General features: G+C 75.1%; 11 protein-coding genes. 2 read left to right on the top strand and 9 right to left on the bottom strand.

Annotated elements, in window-relative coordinates:
* Positions 1–50 precede the first annotated feature (50 nt).
* The 8 genes from NAEX_RS51825 to NAEX_RS46105 all read right to left on the bottom strand — a co-directional run bounded on the left by NAEX_RS51825 (position 51) and on the right by NAEX_RS46105 (position 9,299).
* On the bottom strand, positions 51–1,883 hold the full coding sequence (locus tag NAEX_RS51825) for a hypothetical protein (RefSeq protein WP_143140167.1): 1,833 nt from the start codon (positions 1,881–1,883) through the stop codon (positions 51–53).
* Positions 1,884–1,887: 4 nt separating this feature from the next.
* Positions 1,888–3,291 carry a glycosyltransferase family 2 protein gene (locus NAEX_RS46130; protein WP_170136607.1) on the bottom strand — a complete coding sequence of 468 codons (1,404 nt, stop codon included), beginning with the start codon at positions 3,289–3,291 and terminating at the stop codon, positions 1,888–1,890.
* A 310-nt stretch (positions 3,292–3,601) separates the two neighbouring features.
* A complete protein-coding gene (locus NAEX_RS51820) occupies positions 3,602–3,739 on the bottom strand; it encodes a hypothetical protein (RefSeq protein WP_170136606.1) in 138 nt (45 codons plus the stop codon).
* A 459-nt stretch (positions 3,740–4,198) separates the two neighbouring features.
* Positions 4,199–5,440, bottom strand: a complete 1,242-nt coding sequence (mqnE, locus tag NAEX_RS46125) for an aminofutalosine synthase MqnE (RefSeq protein ID WP_096334297.1) — start codon at positions 5,438–5,440, stop codon at positions 4,199–4,201.
* Entirely contained in the window at positions 5,437–5,826 is a 390-nt protein-coding gene (locus tag NAEX_RS46120; RefSeq protein ID WP_096334296.1) for a hypothetical protein, read from the bottom strand. The genes mqnE and NAEX_RS46120 overlap by 4 nt, the downstream gene beginning before the upstream one ends.
* A gap of 609 nt (positions 5,827–6,435) precedes the next feature.
* Positions 6,436–7,266, bottom strand: a complete 831-nt coding sequence (locus NAEX_RS46115; RefSeq protein ID WP_096334295.1) for a UbiX family flavin prenyltransferase — start codon at positions 7,264–7,266, stop codon at positions 6,436–6,438.
* Between the two features lie 127 nt (positions 7,267–7,393).
* Positions 7,394–8,161 (bottom strand): ubiquinone/menaquinone biosynthesis methyltransferase, encoded by a 768-nt coding sequence (locus NAEX_RS46110; RefSeq protein ID WP_096334294.1) that lies wholly within the window; start codon positions 8,159–8,161, stop codon positions 7,394–7,396.
* 118 nt (positions 8,162–8,279) lie between these two features.
* Positions 8,280–9,299 carry a polyprenyl synthetase family protein gene (locus NAEX_RS46105; protein WP_096334293.1) on the bottom strand — a complete coding sequence of 340 codons (1,020 nt, stop codon included), beginning with the start codon at positions 9,297–9,299 and terminating at the stop codon, positions 8,280–8,282.
* Between the two features lie 495 nt (positions 9,300–9,794).
* On the opposite strand from NAEX_RS46105, the gene NAEX_RS46100 reads away from it, so the two are divergent.
* Positions 9,795–11,315 carry a S1C family serine protease gene (locus tag NAEX_RS46100; RefSeq protein ID WP_096334292.1) on the top strand — a complete coding sequence of 507 codons (1,521 nt, stop codon included), beginning with the start codon at positions 9,795–9,797 and terminating at the stop codon, positions 11,313–11,315.
* A gap of 191 nt (positions 11,316–11,506) precedes the next feature.
* Here the strand turns inward: NAEX_RS46100 and NAEX_RS46095 are convergent, their stop codons facing one another.
* Positions 11,507–13,252, bottom strand: a complete 1,746-nt coding sequence (locus tag NAEX_RS46095; RefSeq protein WP_096334291.1) for a DUF6178 family protein — start codon at positions 13,250–13,252, stop codon at positions 11,507–11,509.
* Positions 13,253–13,281: 29 nt separating this feature from the next.
* Between NAEX_RS46095 and tilS the strand changes: the two genes are divergently transcribed.
* Positions 13,282–14,310: a tRNA lysidine(34) synthetase TilS gene (gene tilS, locus NAEX_RS46090; RefSeq protein ID WP_170136604.1), complete on the top strand. Its 1,029-nt coding sequence runs from the start codon at positions 13,282–13,284 to the stop codon at positions 14,308–14,310.
* Positions 14,311–14,416 lie beyond the last annotated feature (106 nt).

The raw sequence follows: 14,416 nt of genomic DNA, 5'->3' as shown, positions 1-14,416 counted from the left end.
GTCGGCACACGGCGGAACGATCTGCCGCACCGGGACGCCCGCTGCCGCGGTCACCGGCCCGACCGCGCGCGATCCTCTCGTCGCACCGCGAACACCTCGCACGCCGCGGTGCGGCACGCGAACAGCGGCGTGAATCGATCCGGCCGCTCGCGCAACCACGCCGCCCGCGGTCCACGGCGGTCGACCGCGATCGCGCGCACCTCCTCCGCCGCCAACCAGGCCGACAGCGCCGGCCCGTCGACCAGCTCCGGCGGCACGTAGGCCACGCGCCCGCGGCCGTCCGGCCGCCAGAGCAGCCCCGGGACCTCGACGCTCTCGTCGTACGCGAAGCACTCGCCCTCCCCGATCTGCGCCCGCGCGTCGAGCCACGCGCGCGCCTGGCCGACCGACGTCGCGGCCTCGGCCCGCTGCAGCGGCGTCGCTCGCCCGAGCGCCCAGATCGGCGGCCCGTCCGGCGTGAAGCCGGGCGCCGCGAGCCCCACCCCGACGAGCGCCAGCGCCCCGATCGACCCGTCGAGCAGCGCCCTCGCCCGCCGCGGCCAGCCCTCGCTGCCGGCCGCCAGCGCGACCAGCAGCGCCCCCGGCAGCGCCAGGGTGAAGCGCGGCCAGAACGCCGCCGGCGTCGCCAGGCTGACGACCGCGAGCAGCGCGACCGGCCCGCGCGCCCGGCGGGCTGTCCCGAAGGCCAGACTGACGATCGCCGGCGGCAGCAGCAGGTGAAGCGGCCCGTGCAGCCCGAGCCGCATGTCGTAGCCGTACGCGCCCGACCCCGGCAGCGCCGTCCACGACGCGGCCAGGCGCTGCCACCAGTCCAGCTCCGCGAAGCCCGGCGGGGTCAGGACCGCGAAGAACATCGTCGCCGTCACCGGCCCGGGCAGCGCGATCGGCCCCGCCTGCAGCGCCACCGGCCACACCGGGTTGCCGTGCTGCAGCCAGCCGCGCGCGTAGCTCTCGCCCCCGATCACCAGCCCCGCCGCGATGGCCGCCAGCGCCCCGGGCCACCGCAGGCCGCTGCGGATCCACAGCGTCGCCGCCAGCAGCGCGAACGGCAGCGGCGCGGACGGCTTGCTGCCGAGGAACAGCCCGAGAGCCAGCGCCGCGCCGACCAGCCGGCCGCGATCGACGGGCCCGGTCACGAACACCACGGCCAGGACCGCCAGCGCCGCGTGGGCCACGTCGACGTACGCGTGCGCGAGCTGCAGCATCAGCACCGGCGTGGCCCACCACGCCAGCGCCAGCCCGGCCGCGCGCCCCGGTCGCACCCCGGCGCGGCGCGCCAGCGTCGCCAGCCCGGCCGCGCCGGCCACCGCGAACGGCAGCTGCCCGAGGTCGACCAGCGTCTCGTCCGGCAGCAGCAGCCGCCACAGCGTCAGCACGCGCTCGACCGCCTGCGGGTACGCGCGGGCGTAGGTCACGTGGGTCGGCAGCTCGCGCACGCGGCCGGTCTGCAGCGCGTCATGCACCGGCGGCAGGTGGTACGCGAGCGCGTCCCAGCCCCACGACTCGAGCCACAGCGCCGCCAGCGACGCCAGCCCGACGGCGACGATCCCCGCCACCGCCGCGAGCGCCCAGGGCCCGCGCACCGCCGCGATCGCCACCTGCCCCAGCGCCGCCGCGTCGCGACCTGCCGCGGCCAGCCCGGCCCGCCGCGTCACCGCCCCCGCGAACCCCAGGCAGCCGACGAGCCCCGCGGGCGCGGTCAGCCACCCGAGCGCCCCGAGCAGCTCGACCAGCGCGAACGCGGCCGCCAGCGCGAGCGTCAGGCCGAGGCACAGCCGCTCGCGCAGCGGCTCCGGGCCCGGCAGCAACATGGTCGCAAGGACATGTCCTCCGAGCCACAAGGCTGCCGCCCCGAGCGGCAGCCAGCCGACCACCGGCGGCACGGGCTCACCGCGTCAGCCACCGGCCGTTGCGCACGGTGACCAGCGACCAGGGGTAGATCCACTGCAGGCACAGGAACGCGAAGAACGCGTAGCCCACCCCGTAGAGGAAGTCGGTGCTGCGCTCGGAGCGGAGCGCGTAGAGCGACTGCACCAGCGCGAACACGGCGATCGTCGCGACCAGGCGGAGGATGTCGAGCGGCGCCGCCAGCAAGTGGGTCACCGTCAGCGCGACCGCCAGGCAGGCCAGCGGGACCTGGCCGAGCTCGAGCAGGATGTCGATCGTCGGCCACCAGCGGTCCTCGCGGCGCCAGCGGGTCGCCAGCACCGGCAGCAGCGTCAGCCCCTCGCGCAGGTTGCCCCGCTCCCACCGCAGGTACATCCGCGCCAGCCCGGCGTAGTGCGTCGGCACCAGCGTGTGGACGATCGCCGTCGACTGGTACACCGCTCGGTGGCCGGTGCGCAGCAGCCAGGTCGTCAGCGCCCGATCCTCGCCGATCGTGCACGGCTCGCCGAGGAAGGTCTGGGTCGCCCAGCGGTCGAGCACCGCCAGCACCGCCGACCGGCGATACGCCGTGAGCGCCCCCGGGCAGCACAACACCGCGCCGAACCGCGACTGCGCGGCCCGCCCGAGGTCGAACGCGAGGAAGAACCGGATCGCCAGCAGGCGGGTGATGAGCCCGCTGTAGCGGTTGAGCACCAGCACCTTGCCGGCGACCGCGGCGACCCGCGGGTCGGCCATGATCGGCGCGACGATCTGGCGCAGCGCGTCGGGGTCGAGGCGCGAGTCGGAGTCGACGGTGACCACCACCTCGCCGGTGGCCGCCGCGAAGCCGGCGCGCAGCGCCTCGCGCTTGCCGCCGTTCTTCGGCATCCGGATCGCGCGCACCACGTCCGGGTGCTCGCGCGCGATCCGCTGGATGTGCGTCCACGTGTCGTCGGTCGAGCCGTCGTCGATGGCGAGGACTTCGAGCCGGTCGCGCGGGTAGTCGCCGACCAGGATCGACCCGAGCGCGACCCCCACCATCGGCCCCTCGTTGTACGCCGGCACGATCACCGTGCAGCGCGGCAGGTCCGCGTGCGGCGCCGGCGTCGGCCGGTACAGCAGCGAGAAGAACAGGGTCAGCGCCGCGTGCCCGAGCAGCAGCGCCCCGCTGGCGAGGAGCACCGTGCGCAGCCACGGCAGCGCCACAAGCTCGTCGAATTCGACGAGGAAGGGCGACAGCCCGTAGTGCAGCGGCACGGCGATGAGGCCCGCGAGGGCGCAGACGATGGCCAGCTTCAGCAGCGGATCGATCGGCCCCGGCCGCCCACGCCCGGCTTCGGGCACGGACCGGCCGAGCAGCGACTGCAGCCGCGCGGTCACCTGATTGCGGGCCGGATCCGGCCGTCTCGACGATTGGCGATGCATCAATGAATCTCCGTCCTGGAATGCGAGTGCGTGGAATGCTGAGGCCCGGCGGCGCGGCATCCGCCGCCTGTAGCGGGGCGCGCGCAGCGAACGAACCACGGCCGCTCGGCCGCGGAACGGCGTACCAGCGGGCCCAGCGAGCGATTCCTTCGGCGGAGAAAGAATTCACCGCGACGATATGCCGCGAACCCTGCCACGTATCATCGCAATCGCGACGGCGATTGCGTGGCCACCGGACTGATCCGGGTCCAACGCCCCAAGAGCCGCGGAATTCGCCCGCCCGGCGCGCTCGGCGACGCTACGATGAATGTCATGCCGCGCCCGGGGCAATCCCCATGAAGTCGATGTCGGCGAAATTTCTTCGATCGGCGAATCGCCCTTCGCCGCCGATCGTCGCCGATGGCGAATGCCCCGAAACGCCGCCCCGGCGCTCGCCCAGGCGCTGCACGGGGGCATTGACCCGGAATCCCAGCAATGCGAGGAGCGGCGAACTCCCCGCATTTTCCGGACCGGGCCCGGCGCCACGCCCGAATCGGCGCGGCGCGCGACGCTCCAATACAGCGACCCGAGCCATACTCGATCGCGAGCCGGCGCGACTCCTTCGGACCCGCGCGAGCCATTGCGACGCCGCACACCGCATCACCCGGGTCCTCCACGCGCCCGCGCGCCGCTCCATCCTTCCCTCCCAAGACGGTCCCGCGGTTCCGTTCGCCGACGAGTACCGTTCGTCGGTGGACGCAGCGCTCGCGGCCCTCCTCGACGACGTCGCCTCTGGGGTCCGCGACACCGCCGCCGCACTGCCGCCGATCGCCGCGCGACGGATCGCGGGCGCGCGGGCCGTGACCTCGCGCCGACGCACGACGTCGCCGCCTCGCTGCGCGACCACCCTCTCGCGCGGAAGCAGAGCTCAGCGCACCACGGGCAGCTGCACGCGATTCGTGTGGCCCGAGAACGGCACGCTCGCGTCCATGCGGATCTCCGGCAGCGCCGCGCCGTCGTCGACCCAGCGCACCCCGTACAGCGTGTCGCGCTCGACGGCCGTGCGACCGGCCTCGCGGATGAGCCGCACCAGCTCGGCGCGGGACAGCGCCATCGGCGTGTCGGCGCCGGCCATGTGATAAATTTTTTCCTCCTGCACCGTGCCGTCGAGGTCGTCGACCCCGAAGCTGAGCGCGATCTGGGCGGTCTTCACCCCGATCATCACCCAGTAGGCCTTGATGTGCGGGATGTTGTGCAGCATCAGGCGGCCGACCGCGTAGGTGCGCAGGTCGTCGACCCCGGTCGGCTCGGGCAGCTTGCGGAAGTCGTTGTGCTCGTTGTGAAAGGCCAGCGGGATGAAGGTCTGGAACCCGCCGGTCTCGGCCTGCAGCTCGCGCAGCGCCAGCATGTGCTCGATTCGCTCCTCGAGCGTCTCGACGGTGCCGTAGAGCATCGTGCAGTTGGTGCGCAGGCCGAGGCGGTGGGCCGTGCGATGGACCTCGAGCCACTGCTTCGCGTCGGCCTTGTCGCGGCAGATCTTGCGGCGCACGCGTTCGGCGAAGATCTCGGCCCCGCCGCCCGGCAGGCTGCCGAGGCCGGCCTCGATCAGCGCGCGCAGCACCTCCTCGTAGGTCATCCCGTACTTCTCGGCGAAGTAGTGGATCTCGACCGCCGTGTAGGCCTTCAGGTGGACGTCCGGGCGCAGCTCCTTCAGCCCGCGCAGGATGTCCGTGTAGTACGAGAACGGCACCCCCGGGTGCAGCCCGTTGACCAGGTGGACCTCGGTGATCGGCTGGTGGGCGCGCTCGATCACCTTCTGCCGCACCTGCTCGACCGTCATCGTGTACGCCTGCGGCATGTCCGGGGTCAGCCGGGCGAACGAGCAGAACTTGCAGTCCGCCTCGCACACGTTGGTCGGGTTGATGTGCAGGTTGACGTTGAAGTAGGTGCGGTCGCCGTGGAGCCGCTCGCGGACCTCGTTGGCCAGCGCCCCGAGGGCCAGGAGGTCGCGGTGGCGGTACAGCGCCACCCCGTCCTCGCGGTCGAGCGGCACCCCGGCGCGCACCTTGGCCGCGATCTCGATGAAGCTCCGGTCGCCGGTGTGGACCGCCGGCGCGGCGGCGTCGGAGGCGTGGTCGGCGGCGGACGGACGGGCGGCGGTTTCGCTCATGGCAATGTCTCCGAGGTCATGTCGTCAAGGACAGGTTCGAGCCCGGCCCGCTCGATCAGCGCGGCCAGGCCGGCGGGGGTCGCCTCGTCCGGGCGAGGCACGCCCGCCAGCGGCAGCTTGCGCGCCTGCGCCAGCGGGCCGGCCAGCGTGTCCGCGCCGAAGCCGAGCGCGACCTGGGCCAGGCGGATGCCCAAAAGGTCGTGCCGCGCCTCCACGCGGACCCGCCCCGGCAGGGCGACGCGCGCGGCCGCGATCAGGTGCAGGCGCATCAGCCCGCCCGGCAGCGCGCAGAACGGCGCGACCGACAGCCCCTCCGGCGCCGCGGCCGCCAGGCGCTCGAGGTACGCGAAGTAAGCCGCGAGCCGCGCCCGGTCGACCTGCAGCACCAGCCGGTCGCCTGCCCGCAGCGCGCCCGGCTCGGGCCACCCGGGGTCGCCGCTCGCGTCGCCGCCGGGCTCGCTCGCCCCCCGCTCGCGTCGCCGCCGGGCTCGCTCGCCCCCCGCTCGCGTCGCCGCCGACCGGGTGCTCGCTGTCCGCGCTCGCGCCCGCGTCGCTCCCGCGGGTCCCCTCGCGCGCCTCGGTCGGGCTCCTGCGCCCGAAATCGCGGCTCGCCGCGTCTCCGTCGGCCCGCGTCGCTGCGGCTCCCTCTGCACCTTCGGACCTGTGCGATGCGCCATGTCCCCCAGGACCTGCCGCATCGGACATGGCGCGGGCGCCCTGCCCATTCGTACCAGGCCCTTCGGACCTGCTCGTGCCGACCTGTCCCTCGGGCCCTGTCGCGACGGCCATAACCTGAGCGACATGCTCCTCGGACCAGCTCGGCAGATCGACCAGCGCCGGCCCGCCCCCGCGCAACAGCGCCGCGACGGCCGGCGTCGGGTGCGGCGTCACCCCGCGGACGGCGACCCTGCGGCCGAATTGAGCCGCGCGGGCGGCCTGGGCGCGGGCGCCGGCCTCGGCCGGGAGGTCGAACAGGCGCGCGAGTTCGGCGGGCGTCATGGGCTCTCCGGGGCGCCCCAGCGGCGGGTCAGCGCGACGCGGAGCCCGACGTGGTCGAGGGCGCGGGCGACCACGGTGTCGACGGCGTCCTCGAGCGTGCGGACGGCGCCGTAGAAGGAGGGGACGGCCGGCAGGATCACCGCGCCGGCCTCGGTCGCCGCCACCATGTTGCGCAGGTGGACGAGGCTCAGCGGCGTCTCGCGCACCACCAGGACCAGGCGCCGCCGCTCCTTGAGCGCGACCTCGCAGGCGCGAGCCGGCAGGTCGTCGCCGCCGCCGTGGGCCACCCGGCTGAGCGCGCTCATCGAGCACGGCATCACCAGCACCGCGTCCGGGGCGTTGCTGCCGGACGCGAACGGGGCCGAGAAGTCCTGCCGGTCCCAGCGGCGGATCTGGCTGACCACCCGCTCGGACTCCGGCCCGCGCCCGCGCAGCGTCGGCGTGCCGGACGGGCTCCCCGCCCGGCTCCCGCGCGCGAGCACGTTCGAGCCGAACACCTCGGTCGGCGGGCTGGCCCGCAACGGGCCCGACCCTCGCCGCGCCGCCGCCGCGCTCGGGACCGCCGGCGGGACCACGACCGGTCCCTCCTCGTCCGGCTCGTCCGCCGGGACCGGGACCGCCGGCGCCCCGATCTCCTGCGGCATCGGCTCGCCGAGCTCGGTCAGCCACACCTGCGGCGCGGTCGCCGACGCCACCCAGTCGACTTGCAGGTCCTTGTGCGCAGGTTCGTTCGGCCATGTCCCGGCGCACAGGTCCGCCAGGACATGCAGCAGCCGGCGGGCGTAGATCGCCCCGCTCGCGCCGGTCACGATCACGACGAGCTTCATGGAACACCTCGCTCGGGCGCCTGGACCGCCCCGCTCGACTGCTCACGCCGCGGATCGCCGGCCGCCCGGCACGACCGCTCGCTCCGCGGAGCCCCGGCCGCTCCGCCCCACCCCTGCCGCGCCGGCGTCACGCGTCACCTCGCGGCCGCTCGGCGCGGACGATCCCGGCCACCCCGCCGAACAGGCGCTCGCGGCCGATCACCCGCAGGCCGACCCGCTCGAGCAGGGCGGCGTAGTCCTCGATCGTCACGAACGCGCCGATGCTGCGCGGCAGGTAGAGGTACGCCCCGAGGTTGCCGGTCGCCGCCCAGCCGACCACCGGCAGCACCGTGCGGTTGTAGCAGGCGTGGAACGCCCGCGAGAACAGCCCGCGCGGGCGGAAGAACTCGAGCACCGTCAGCCGGCCGCCCGGCCGCAGCACCCGCAGCTGCTCGCGCGTGGCCGCCTCGAGGTCGCTGAGGTTGCGCGCCCCGAACGCGCAGAACACCGCGTCGAAGCTCGCGTCGGGCTCGGGCAGCGCGTGCGCGTCCATCTCTCGGGCGACGATCCGCGCCCGCGCCGGGCCCTGCAGCTTGGCCTCGCCGACGGCCAGCATCCCGGCCGAGAAGTCGCCCCCGACGATGTCCGCCTCCGGGTAGCGGCGGTGCAGCTCGAGCGTCGAGTCGAGCGTGCCGGCGCACAGGTCGAGGATCCGCGGCCGCGAGCCGGCCGCCCCTGCCCCCTCCGGCAGCACCTCGGCGACCGCGCGGCGGCGCCACAGCACGTCGATCCCCAGGCTCATCAGCCGGTTGGCGCGGTCGTAGCCGCGGGCGATGTCGGAGAACATGCCTTGCACGCGGGCCCCGTGGGCGTCGATCGCGGCGACGGTCTCGGCGAGCGGTGCGGGTTCGGTCATCGGGTCCTCCGGGCAGGTCGGTTGGGACAGGAGCTTGGGGGCAGGGCGAAGACGACAGGGTGGAGCGAACAGGTACTTTCCGACATGTTCCTTGCGACAGGCGCCCGCGCGGCCGCGCTCAGCTGACGCGGCGCGACACGCTGCGGGCCAGCTCGATCAGGGCGTCGCGGGCCGACGACGACGGCAGCTCGGCCAGCTGCGCGACCGCCGCCTCGGCGTGGGACTCGGCCGCGCGGGCGGCCAGCTCGACCCCGGGCGAGGCGGCGACGCGGGCCACGATCGCCTCGGCGGCCTCGGCGCCGACCGGCGGCCCGTGGGCGAGCAGCTGGTGGACCGCGCGCTGGAGCCCGGGGTCGCGCTCGCAGGCGAGGATCAGCGGCAGGGTCAGCTTGCCGTCGCGCAGGTCCTGGCCGCGGGTCTTGCCGGTGTCGTGAGGGTCGCCGGCGTAGTCGAGCACGTCGTCGGCGATCTGGAACGCGTAGCCGATCTCGAGCCCGTAGCGGTGCAGCGCGATCGCCCGCTCCGGCGCCGGCAGCCCGCCCACGCTGGCGCACCAGGCGATCAGCGCCGCCGTCTTGCGCTCGATGACGAGGTAGTAGCGGGCCTTGTCGGGCGCCGCGTCGCCGGCGATCTCGAGCTGCGCCACCTCGCCCTCGGCCATCCGCGTGACCGCGTCGGACAGCGTCTGCACCGCGTGCAGCCGGCCGGAGTAGGCGATCGCCTGCATCGCGCGCGCGAGGCAGAAGTCGCCGGTCAGCACCGCCATGCCGTTGCCGTACTGCAGGCGCGCGGTGGGCCGCCCCCGGCGGAATTCGCCGGCGTCGATGACGTCGTCGTGGAGCAGCGTCGCCGTGTGCAGCAGCTCGCCGACGGCCGCGATGGTGATCCGCACCGGGTCGATGAAGCCGGCCGCGCGCGCGGCCAGCAGCGTGACCAGCGGACGGAACCGCTTGCCGCCGGCGAACGCGAGCTTGCCGCCGAGCTCGGGGATGATCGCGATCGACGACTGCAGCAGCTGCTCGAGCCGCGCGTCCACCTCGGAGAGCTCGCCGGCGACGAGGCCGACGGCCTGCTCGAGCGCCGTTCCTGGGGTAGCGGGCGAGGACTGCAGGGCTGCGTGCGTGGCCGGAGGTGTCATTGGCAGGCGGCGCGGCGCGGCGCCGCAGGTGCGAGAGGATGCCAGAAACGCGCGGGCGGCTCACCTCGCCGCCACGCGCCCGGCGGCCATTTTCTCACGCGGGCGCCCGGAGCGGCCGCCAGGCCGAGCATGCCATCGCCGGGGGCGAAGATCCGCGCCTGCGACGCGGCGTCACGGACGCAGGTCGGCGATCGCGCTGCCGATCGCGACGCACGATCCTGATCGCCGGACGCCCCGGCGCGCCGCGATCGCTGCGGCGACAGTGGCCCGCGAGCCCGGCGAGCCGACCTCGCCCGCGCCGCGACGGGCGTCTACTCACCCGCAAACCCCCTGCTGCGGCCCTTGCCGTCCCACTCGCGAGCGAGCGCGAGGTCGAGACCGCCTTCGCTGGCGTCACCACCGCGACGAGCGCTTCCCTGCCCGTCTGCGGCCTCGCCGGCGCGCCTGCGGCGGCCGTTTGGGAATGCGGCGAGGACGCGCTAGGTTGTCCCGACGATGCCCACGACTGCCCCGGGACCCGAGCCGCGACCTGCCCGCGGCGAATCGCTGTGGATCGCCGCCGGAGCCGCCGTGCTCGGCGTGCTGCTCGGCGGGATCGCGGTGCTGGTCGGCATCCAGACCGCGCCGCCCGCCGCACCTGTCCCTGTCGACAGCCCCGCCGCCCCCGTCCCGGTCCCGGCGCTGCCGCCCGTCGCGCCGCCGGCCGTGTGCGACTGCCCCGAGGTCCGCGGCGGCGGCGGCCCCAGCCTCGTCGACGCCGTCGAGCGCACGCGCGACGCCGTCGTCACCCTCAGCGGCACCGACGCCCTCGGCGCCGGCGTCCTGGTCGATGAGACAGGTCTGGTCCTCACCAACTACCACGTGGTCGCCGGCCAGATCCGCGACCCGCGGCAGCGCGTGCTCGGCGGCGTGACCGACGCCTCCGCCGTGGCCCAGCCGATCCGCGCCCGCTTCGTCGACGGCCGCGAGCTGCCGGCCGAGCTGCTGGTCGCCGACCGCGACCGCGACATCGCCCTCTTGCGCCTGCGCCCGGCCGACAGCGCCGAGCGGTTCGCCTTCGCCACCCGCGGGCGCTCGCACGAGCTGCGCGTCGGCGAGACCGTGTTCGCCGTCGGCAACCCGCTCGGGCTCGAGCACAGCGTGGCCCAGGGCATCGTCGCCGCGATCGGCCGCACCGGCCTGCTGCGCAGCCGCCAGACCCCGCTCCTGCAGATCGACGCCGCCATCAACCTCGGCAACTCCGGCGGCCCGATCTTCAACCTCCGCGGCCAGCTCGTCGGCATCACCACCGCCACCCTCGAGCGCGCCCAGGGCATCGCCTTCGCCATCCCCATCGATCACATCGCCGCCCTGCTCGAGGCCCTGCGCGCCGGTCACGGCACGCGCTCGGGCCAGGTCGGCGCCGAGGTCGCCCCTTACGGCGAGCTCGACGACGACGCCCGCGCGCTCGGCTACCAGAACGGCCTCCGCGTCAGCCGCGTCCTGCCCGGCCGGCCCGCCGACGCCGCCGGCCTGCGCAAGGACGACCTGATCGTCGAGGCCCAGGGCCAGCGCTTCGACTCCTTCGGCACCGGCCCCGAGGCCCAGCTCCGCCTCGCCAACCACTTCGTCGCCACCGTGCGCGGCCTCCTCCCGGGCGAGGTCCTGAACCTCACCGTCGTCCGCGGCAAGGACCGCCTCTCGTTCAACATCCCGGTCGCCCCCGCCCCGCCCGATCAGCAGGTCCTCATCGACGCCGACGCCCTGCTCGGCCTCCGCCTCGACGAGTCGCGCCGCGAGCCGATCGTCAAGGAGCTGCGCCCCGACGCCCCGATCTCGCGCTCGCGCGGCCGCGAGCTGCTGCGTAACGCCCGGGTGTCCGAGATCGCCGGCATCAAGGTCGACAGCCGCGACGACCTCGGCCCGCTGCTCAGCGAGCTGCGCCAGATCGGCCGCTTCGCCGCCGTCCAGGTCGGCTTCGTCCTCTCCGACGGCCGCGCCCTCCGCGTGCGCGACTTCCCGGTCTCCCCGGATTGACGCCTGGCCGATCGGGCATGTCCAAAGCAGCATGTCATTGCAGACATGCCCGTCCGAGCATGCTCGAAGAGACACTCCGCGCCCAGCTCCGGCGCGGGCCGTCCCTCGGGACAGCGCTCGCAGCGCCCACGCCTCGTCGAGGCAGAGAGGATCGCGGGGCCGCCTCGCCGCCCCCCGAGGGGCGCTCGCCCTCAGGTCGCCGACAGCCCGGTCTTGAGCCACACGCCGATCCGCTGCGGCGTGATCACCCCGCCGGCGCGCCTCAGATCGACCTTGCCGTCCTCGTCGCGCTCGAGCGCCCCGAGCTCGATCTCGAGCCGCAGCAGCACCGCGGACACGAACGCCTCCGCGTGCTGCGGCGCGCCGATCGCCAGGCAGCGCTTGCGCAGGTCGGCGGCCAGGGCCGGCGCCAGGCGGCCGTTGACCAGCAGGTGATCGGCGGCCCAGGCCAGGTCGTCGGCGTCGACCGGGGCGAACGCCGCGGCTGTCTCTTCGGACATCCCCGGCAGCTGCCGGCGCAGCGCCGACGTGCGCACCAGGTCGCCGAGCGTCAGGCGGTCGGGCTCGTCGACGCGGCTCACCCACTGCGGGTCGACCGCGTAGCCGCGCGGGTCGAAGGTCAACGCCGCCAGCGCGCCGGCCTGGGCCAGCAGCTCGGTCGCCCGGGCCACGTCGCGCAGGCCCCCGATCGGCCGCCAGCCGCTGCCGGCCGACTCGATCGGCAGCTCGGGCAACCACCGCGACAGGCCCTCGAGCGCGGGGCCCCACGGGCGATCGAGCAGCGACCCGATCTTCGTCAGCGACACCCGGCCCTCGCGGTGCAGCGCCAGCGCCGTCTTGCGCAGCGTCGCCAGCGGCCCGTAGCCGACGCGGAACACCCCGCGCAGCCCGAGCGCCGCGATCCGTCCGGCCAGGAACGGGTCGACCTCGGCCGGCGGCAGGCCGAGCCCGACCAGCAGCACCTCGAGCCCGAGGCCGACCGTCGCCTCCGCCTGGTGGAACGCCCGCTCCTGCGCCTTCGGATCGCCCGGCTCGCTGCGCTGGGCCGACATCAGCTCGTTGACCAGCAGGGTGAACTCGCGCGCGCGCACGCCTTGCTCGCCGGCCGGCAACCCGCCGAGGACCCGCCGGAGCAGCCCCGCCGACGGCGACGGGAACGCCACGGGCAGCGCCTCGCCCTCGCGCGGGGCGATCGTGGCCGCCGGGGACGCCGCGACCTCGCGGGCCGACTTGGCGTCGAGCGGACGGAACAGCTTCATCGCCTCTTCCCACTCGACGAACCCGAGGTCGGCGAGGCGACCGCTGCGCCAGCGCAGCAGATCTTCCTCGAGCTGGGCCGGCAGGGCCCCGCGCAGCGACAGCGTCAGATCGCGGCCGAGCTGCAGGTCGTCGGCGTAGACCCGCTCGAGCACGTGGATCGCCATGTGTCCGAGCTCGTTGTCCGGCACCGCGACGATGAAGCCGCCGTCGGGGGTCTCGTAGGGGAACAGCGCGTCGACGGCCGCCAGCGCCTGCTCGCGCTGCTCGACGTCCTCCGGATCGAGCTCGTAGACCGCCGTGCCGGGCAACAGCGCCATCGTCCACATCTCCGGGTCCATGTCCTCGATCATGTTGCGCAGCTGCCCGCGCCGCTTGCTCGAGGACACGTACGCGTCGACGATCGCCACCAGCCACCCGCGCGCCTTCTCGACGGCCAGACGATCGCGCGACCAGCCGTCGAGGTCGAGCAGCGCCGTCAACTGTTCGGGCGACGCGTACGGCAGCACCAGGTCGAGGCGGTCCTCGTCGCGCAGCCCGCGGGCGATCTGCACGAACGCGGTCGGCGGCAGCCGCGGGACGAACTCGGGGAGGTCGTCGCGCTGCTCGAGCGCGAGCGGATCGCGCTGAACGCTGGCGATGTCCTGACCGGCGCGGGAGAGCTCTGCGGGCGATGTCATCCGCGGGAAGGTATCATCGCCGCACGCGAGTGCCACCCCGCCACCCGACCATCGCCAGCGCTCTCGGCCTGGTCCGCCGCAGCCTCCGCGACGCCGGCTCTCCGCGGCGGATCCTCGTCGCTTGCTCCGGCGGAGCCGACTCGACCGCGCTCGTCGGCCTGCTCCACCTCCTCGCCCGCGACGAGGCGCTCGCGCTGATCGTCGCCCACGTCGACCACGGCCTGCGCCGCGAGTCGGCCGACGAGGCCGCGGCGGTCGCGCGATCGGCGGCGCAGCGGGGGCTCCCGTCGGTCGCTACGCGCCTGTCCCTTTCGCCAGGTTCGGGCCTGCCCGCGCGCGCCCGCGAGGCCCGGCGGGCCGCCTTGTGTGCGTTCGCGTCGGCGCACGCGTGCGACGCGATCGCGCTGGGTCACACCGCCACCGACCAGGCCGAGACCTTGCTCATGCACGCCGCCCGCGGCTGCGGACTCGAGGGGCTCGCGGCCATGCGGCCGTGGGAAGCGCCGTGGCTGCGGCCGCTGCTGGAGCTGCCGCGGGCGGCCACGCGGGCGCTGTGCCAGCGCATGGCGCTGCCCTTCGTCGACGACCCGACCAACGCCGACGAGGAGCAGCCGCGCGTGCGGGTGCGCGAGCGCGTGCTGCCGGAGCTGCGGCGCAGCAACCCGCGCGTCGAGGCGGCGCTCGTGTGTCTCGCCACACAGGCCGGCGACGCGGAGGAGGCGCTGGCCGGCTGGGCCGCGCGCGAGGAGGCCGCGAGGCGGCGAGGCCCCGCCGCCTGCTGGTCGACCGACGACCTGCACATCTTGCCGCGGGCGGTGCGGACCCGGGTCCTGCGCCGGATCTGCGGCCTCGGGGGCGCCGACCTCGGGGCGCTGCGAGCGGCCGTGATCGAGGACATCGACCGCGCCGTGCTCGCGCGCGCCGCAGCGCTCGGGGGCACCGACGCGGTGCTCCGGCCCCATGTTTGGCACCTGCGTCCCGGCCTGCACGTGCGCCTGGACCGCCAAGGGCTCACGCTCGCGGGGGCCGCTCCCGGCGCGGAGATCCCGGGCCCGTAGCGCCGAGGCGCGGCCTTTGGTGGCGAGCAGAGCGGCCCGGGTGCGCGATCCGGACCCGCGCGGCTGGCCGGGCGATCCGTCTTCCGCTATGCTCGCAAAGCTCCAG

This window comes from Nannocystis exedens, assembly GCF_002343915.1.
GTDB lineage: Bacteria > Myxococcota_A > Polyangia > Nannocystales > Nannocystaceae > Nannocystis > Nannocystis exedens.
The sequence above is the reverse complement of the archived record's forward strand: the minus strand, read 5'-3'. Positions and strand labels throughout refer to the sequence as shown.

Bases quoted from the DNA above. Each gene is read 5' to 3' on its own strand.
- NAEX_RS46130 (WP_170136607.1), bottom strand. From the start codon at position 3,291: ATGCATCGCCAATCGTCGAGACGGCCGGATCCGGCCCGCAATCAGGTG.
- mqnE (WP_096334297.1), bottom strand. From the start codon at position 5,440: ATGAGCGAAACCGCCGCCCGTCCGTCCGCCGCCGACCACGCCTCCGAC.
- NAEX_RS46115 (WP_096334295.1), bottom strand. From the start codon at position 7,266: ATGAAGCTCGTCGTGATCGTGACCGGCGCGAGCGGGGCGATCTACGCC.
- NAEX_RS46110 (WP_096334294.1), bottom strand. From the start codon at position 8,161: ATGACCGAACCCGCACCGCTCGCCGAGACCGTCGCCGCGATCGACGCC.
- NAEX_RS46105 (WP_096334293.1), bottom strand. From the start codon at position 9,299: ATGACACCTCCGGCCACGCACGCAGCCCTGCAGTCCTCGCCCGCTACC.
- NAEX_RS46100 (WP_096334292.1), top strand. From the start codon at position 9,795: ATGCCCACGACTGCCCCGGGACCCGAGCCGCGACCTGCCCGCGGCGAA.
- NAEX_RS46095 (WP_096334291.1), bottom strand. From the start codon at position 13,252: ATGACATCGCCCGCAGAGCTCTCCCGCGCCGGTCAGGACATCGCCAGC.